This window comes from Aeromonas sp. ZOR0001, assembly GCF_000801015.1.
Classification (GTDB): Bacteria; Pseudomonadota; Gammaproteobacteria; order Enterobacterales; family Aeromonadaceae; genus Aeromonas; species Aeromonas veronii.
In genome coordinates, this window is the sequence record NZ_JRJY01000051.1 from 65,026 (window position 1) to 70,744 (window position 5,719).

The following is a 5,719-nucleotide window of genomic DNA, read 5'->3' on the forward strand; positions in this document are numbered from 1 at the left end:
GTCTGGTTGCCGTTGGCGCCGATGCCTGGGATGGTCTCTACCCTGCCGCCCGTCCGCCCCAGTTCCGCAGCTTTATGGCGCAATCCGCCAACGGTCAGGAAGCCCCCAACACCCCGTTTGATCTCTTTATTCAGCTGCGCGCCGATCGGGTGGATGTGCTGCACCACGCCGGTCACCGTGTAATGGCGCTGCTGGCCGGACTGGTCGAGCTGGCCGAAGAAGTGCGCGGTTTCCGCAATCTGGATTTCCGTGACCTGACCGGTTTCGTCGATGGCACCGAGAACCCGCAGGATGAACACCGTGCCGAAGTGGCGTTGCTGGCCGATGGCGAGTTTGCCGGTGGCTCCTACATTCACGTCCAGCGCTGGGTCCACGCCATGAGCGACTGGGAGAAGCTGGCGCAGAAAGAGCAGGAAGACATTATCGGTCGTACCAAGCCCGACAATATCGAGTATGAATCTGCCGCAAAGCCGCTGACCGCCCACATCAAGCGGGTCAATCTCAAGACCCCGAAAGGGGAGTCCATGGAGATCCTGCGCCAGAGCATGCCCTGGGGCACCATGACCGAGCAGGGGCTCTACTTCATCTCCTGCTGCCGCACACCGCAGCACTTCAACGCCATGCTGGCCAGCATGTACAAGGGGGAGGGCAGCCACTTCGACCACCTGCTGCGTTTCACCAAAGCAGTGACCGGCGCCGCCTTCTTCGCCCCATCGGAAGGTTTTCTGATGGCGCAGGGCAAATAAGCCCGCCTGACGAAGACTCAGAAAACAAAATCCCGGCCTTGGCCGGGATTTTTCGTTCTGGCGTGACCGCGATGAGGCGGTGGCTGCCATTACGGCGTCTGTTCGAACAGCTCGAGGGCGGAGAGGTAGAGCTCTTCGATATCGGTGTCGCTGGTCGGGGTGATGAAGATGGTGTCATCACCGGCGATGGTGCCGAGGATCCCCTCTGCCTTGCCGAGGGAGTCGAGCAGGCGGGCGATCAGCTGGGCTGCACCCGGGCTGGTGTGGATCACCACCAGTGCGCCGTTGTGATCGACGTCCAGTACCAGATTCTTGAGCGGGCTGGAGGTGGTGGGCACGCCCAGTTCCACCGGCAGGCAGTAGACCATCTCCATCTTGGCATTGCGAGTGCGAACGGCGCCGAAGCGGCTCAGCATGCGCGATACCTTGGACTGGTTGATGTTCTCGAAGCCCAGCTCTTGCAGGGCGGTGACGATTTCTGCCTGGGAGCCAAAGCGCTCTTCTTTCAGCAAGGCTTTAAAGGCCTTGGCCAGTTTTTCTTGCTTGTCGTTGTGTTTCATCTTGGTCTCACGAATGAGGAGGTGTGGCGGCCTGTGCGATACAGGCGGCAGATACGAACAGCGGGGCCATTTTGCATTCATATGCCGTTTTTTGCAAGGAAGCGGCGCTTGTTCTGCATATTGATTCAAAAATGGCTTGCATCAACCTTTATTAGGGATAGAATCGGGATGAAATTTTGAAAACTTATTCAATTGGGCTGTATGGGTATTGAATTAATAGGTATCGAGAAGTCCTGGCACAAGGTGCCGGTTCTGCAACAGGTCAGCTTTCGGACATCCCCCGGTGAAACCTTGGTGTTGCTGGGCCCGAGCGGTGCTGGCAAGAGTTCCCTGCTACGGATGATGAACCTGCTGGATACCCCGGATGCGGGTGTTCTGCGGATTGGCGAAAGTGAATTTTCTTTCCCGAGCTCCCTCTCTGCTGCCGAATTCAACCGCCAGTCCCAACTGCTGCGTCGCAAGGTGGGGATGGTGTTCCAGCAGTACAATCTCTGGCCACATCTCACTGTGATGGAGAATCTGATTGAAGCGCCGGTCAAGGTGCTCGGCATGAGCAAGGAGGCCGCCATCGAGAAGGGGGCCTATCTGCTGGCCCAGCTGCAACTGGCCGACAAGTGCGATGCCTGGCCTGCCCGTCTCTCCGGCGGTCAGCAGCAGCGGGTGGCCATTGCCCGTACCCTGATGATGGACCCGGAAGTGTTGCTGTTTGACGAGCCGACTGCAGCCCTCGATCCCGAGATCACCAAGGAGGTGGCCGAGATCATCCGCAACCTGAGCCAGACCGGCATTACCCAGGTGGTGGTGACCCACGAGGTCGACTTTGCCCGCAAGGTGGCCAGTCAGGTGATTTATCTGGAGAGGGGGCGGATCATCGAATCCGGCACCGCCGCCATTTTCCAATCCCCGCAAACCAGCCGGTTTGCCGAATTCTTGATGCATTGATATTGAATCGATAAGGAAGCTGTCATGAAAAAGAGTCTGTTGTTGGTTGCTGCCATGGGCCTGTTGAGTACCTCCGTCATGGCCAAAGAGATCAAGTTCGCCACCGAGGCCACCTACGCACCGTTCGAATACCTGGATGACAAGAACGAGTTTCAGGGTTTTGACATCGATCTGGCGCGCGCCATCTGCGAGCAGGCCACGCTGGAGTGCAGCTTCCATAACCAGGCCTTTGACAGCCTGATCCCCAGCCTGAAATTCCGTCGCTATGATGCAGCCATCGCCGCCATGGACGTGACCCCGGAGCGGGCCGCTCAGGTCGATTTCTCCGACATCTACTACGAGAACTCGGCAGTATTCGTCGCCAAGAAAGGTGCCTTCAAGGGGCCGGAAGAGATGGTCGACAAGACTGTCGGTGTGCAGAACGGTACCTCTCACCAGTCCTATCTGGTGGATAACTGGGTGAGCAAGGGGCTGCTGACCGTGCCGTACGCCAGCTACCAGAGCGCCTTCCTCGACATGATGAATGGCCGTACCGACGGTGTCTTTGCCGATACCGCCGTTGCTGCCGATTGGCTGAAGCAGCACAAGGAGTATGCGGTGGTGGGTGCGCCGGTGACCGATGCCAAGTACTTCGGTACCGGCTTTGGCATCGCGGTCGCCAAGGGCAATCAGGAGCTGCTGACCCAGCTGAACAAGGGGCTGGCCGAAATCAAGGCCAACGGCACCTATCAGAAAATCTTCGACAAATACTTCGCGCAGTAAGCCATGTTGAGCCTGTTGTTGGATGCAGCCTGGATGACCCTCGGGCTGGCCTTGGCATCACTGGTCGGGGGCATGGTATTGGCACTGGCGTTCAGTGCCGCCGAGCTCAGCAAGCAGCGTGCATTGGTGTGGCCGGTGGCCACCCTGACCACGCTGATCCGTGGCCTGCCCGAGTTGCTGGTGGTGCTGTTCATCTACTTCGGCTCGACCCAGGTGCTGTTCCTCATCACTGGCGAGTATGTGGAGTTCAGTCCGTTCGCCTGTGGCGTGCTGGCGCTCTCCCTGCTGTTCGCCAGCTATGCGACCCAGACCCTGCGGGCGGCGCTTAATGCGGTGCCTGCCGGGCAACGATTAGCAGCACTGGCGCTGGGATTGAGCAAGAGCCACATCTTCTTTCGCATCGTGTTGCCGCAGGCGTGGCGTCACGCCCTGCCGGGCCTCGGCAACCAGTGGCTGGTGTTGCTGAAAGATACCGCGCTGGTGTCGCTTATCGGGGTGAACGAGATGATGCGTCAGGCCCAGATGGCCTCGGCCAGTACCTATCAGCCCTTCACCTGGTATGCCGCTGCGGCCCTCATCTATCTGGCCATCAGTCTGGTGAGTGAATATGGCCTCGGGCTGGCTGCCCGCTACACCCGCCGCTACGGAGGCTAACTGATGCAAGAGTATCTCGTTACGTTGCTGGGCGGTCTGGTCACCACGCTGGAACTGACCCTGTTCAGCCTGCTGCTGGGGATTGTGTTGGCAGCCCTGATGACCTGGGTGCTGGAGCTGCGCCTGCCGGTGGCGACCCAGCTGGTGCAGCTGTGGGTGCTGCTCTTTACCGGTACGCCGCTGCTCATTCAGATCTTCCTGATTTACTACGGGCCAGGTCAGTTTGAGTGGCTGAAAGCCAGCCCGCTCTGGCCGCTGCTCAAGCAGCCCTGGTTCTGCGCCGTGCTGGCGCTGGGCCTCAACACGGCGGCCTACTCCACCCGGTTGTTCAAGGGGGCGCTCGATGCCATCCCGGCTGGTGAGGTGGAGGCGTGTCGTGCGCTTGGCTTTAACGGCCGCCAGACCTTGTGGATGAAGGTGCGCCACGCCGCCCGTCATCTGGTGCCTGCCTACTCCAACGAGGTGATCCTGGTGCTCAAGGGGAGCTCTCTCGCCAGTACCATCACCATCATGGACATCATGGGGCTGGCGCAGGGGCTGAATGCCCAGACCTACGATACCCTGGCTGTGTTCGGGGTGGCTGGCGGGCTTTATCTGGCGATGAACGGATTGTTAACAATTGGTTTTCGCTGGTGTGAAAAGCGGGCGCTGGCATTCCAATCCTGAGACCCTCAGATCTACCTCTTTATGGTAAGGAGAAGTGCAGAAAAACTGTGCTTCTCCTCCAACTTTTTGTATTTCCCTCCAATTTTTGCTCCCGCATGTTTCGTGGCTCACAGAACCCGTGACTGCAACTGTTATCAGATTGTTTTTTATGGGGGGATCCATTAAGGTTGGGCGCACAACAACAAACAACCTTAAACCTACGCTTAAACATGGAGTTGATCATGAAAGTTGCCGTTCTGGGTGCCGCTGGTGGCATCGGTCAAGCCCTCGCTCTGCTGTTGAAAAACCGTCTGCCGGCTGGCTCCGAGCTGAGCCTGTATGACATCGCCCCGGTCACCCCGGGTGTGGCCGTTGACCTCAGTCATATTCCTACCGACATCGCCATCAAGGGCTTCTGCGGTGAAGATCCGACTCCTGCGCTGGTTGGGGCCGATGTGGTGCTGATCTCCGCCGGTGTGGCACGCAAGCCGGGGATGGATCGCTCCGACCTGTTCAATATCAACGCCGGTATCGTCAAGAATCTGGTCGAGAAGTGCGCGGCCACTTGCCCGAAAGCACTGATCGGCATCATCACCAACCCGGTCAACACCACTGTGGCTATCGCCGCCGAAGTGCTGAAGAAAGCCGGTGTCTATGACAAGCGTTGCCTGTTCGGTGTCACCACCCTGGACGTGATCCGCGCCGAGACCTTCGTGGCCGCTGCCAAAGGGCTGAACATCGACAAGGTTCGCGTCAATGTGATCGGTGGTCACAGTGGCGTCACCATTCTGCCGCTGCTCTCCCAGATTGAAGGCGCCTCCTTCACTGCTGAAGAAGTGGCAGCCATGACCAAGCGCATCCAGAATGCCGGTACCGAAGTGGTTGAAGCCAAGGCTGGTGGCGGTTCCGCAACCCTCTCCATGGGTCAGGCGGCTTGCCGTTTCGGTCTCTCCCTCATCAAGGGGCTGCAGGGCGAAGCCAACGTTGTCGAGTGCGCCTACGTGGAAGGCAACGGCGAGCACGCCACCTTCTTCGCGCAGCCGGTACTGCTGGGCAAGAACGGCGTCGAAACCGTACTGGATTACGGCAAGCTGAGCGCCTTCGAGCAGGAAGCGATGGAAGGCATGCTGGCTACTCTGAAAGCTGATATCCAGCTGGGCGTCGATTTCGTCAAGTAAGCGGGTCAACTGTGCCAACAAGGGAGCTTCGGCTCCCTTTTGTATTGATGAGATCCGCCCGGCAGGCTAAGGGGATGGGGGTTGGTGCCGATAACAGAGTGCAGCAGGAGATCCTTATGATGAAACCCCTTACCCTTCTCGTTCTTGTCGGTGCATTCACCGCGCCCCTCTATGGTGCCGAGGCGGTATCGGCTGCCGTATCGAGCGATGCGCCTGCAGCAAGGGCATCGGC

Annotated in this window: 7 protein-coding genes; 6 read left to right on the forward strand and 1 reads right to left on the reverse strand. The window is 58.9% G+C overall.

The features are described 5' to 3' along the window. On the forward strand, window positions 1-746 hold a 746-nt coding region (locus L972_RS07070), incomplete at its 5' end, for a Dyp-type peroxidase (RefSeq protein ID WP_047437034.1). 89 nt (window positions 747-835) lie between these two features. On the opposite strand, the gene argR is transcribed toward L972_RS07070, so the two are convergent. After that, complete coding sequence (argR, locus tag L972_RS07075) at window positions 836-1,306, reverse strand: transcriptional regulator ArgR (RefSeq protein WP_005340378.1); 471 nt, start codon at window positions 1,304-1,306, stop codon at window positions 836-838. A gap of 201 nt (window positions 1,307-1,507) precedes the next feature. Between argR and L972_RS07080 the strand changes: the two genes are divergently transcribed. The 5 genes from L972_RS07080 to mdh all read left to right on the forward strand — a co-directional run bounded on the left by L972_RS07080 (window position 1,508) and on the right by mdh (window position 5,487). Then, window positions 1,508-2,248 (forward strand): ATP-binding cassette domain-containing protein, encoded by a 741-nt coding sequence (locus tag L972_RS07080; protein WP_047437018.1) that lies wholly within the window; start codon window positions 1,508-1,510, stop codon window positions 2,246-2,248. Between the two features lie 24 nt (window positions 2,249-2,272). Beyond that, a complete protein-coding gene (locus L972_RS07085; protein WP_047437020.1) occupies window positions 2,273-3,010 on the forward strand; it encodes a transporter substrate-binding domain-containing protein in 738 nt (245 codons plus the stop codon). Window positions 3,011-3,013: 3 nt separating this feature from the next. Then, entirely contained in the window at window positions 3,014-3,664 is a 651-nt protein-coding gene (gene artQ, locus L972_RS07090) for an arginine ABC transporter permease ArtQ (RefSeq protein WP_042059654.1), read from the forward strand. Between the two features lie 3 nt (window positions 3,665-3,667). Continuing rightward, window positions 3,668-4,330: an arginine ABC transporter permease ArtM gene (artM, locus tag L972_RS07095; RefSeq protein ID WP_005348902.1), complete on the forward strand. Its 663-nt coding sequence runs from the start codon at window positions 3,668-3,670 to the stop codon at window positions 4,328-4,330. Between the two features lie 221 nt (window positions 4,331-4,551). Beyond that, on the forward strand, window positions 4,552-5,487 hold the full coding sequence (gene mdh, locus L972_RS07100) for a malate dehydrogenase (RefSeq protein WP_047437024.1): 936 nt from the start codon (window positions 4,552-4,554) through the stop codon (window positions 5,485-5,487). The last annotated feature ends 232 nt before the right edge of the window (window positions 5,488-5,719 follow it).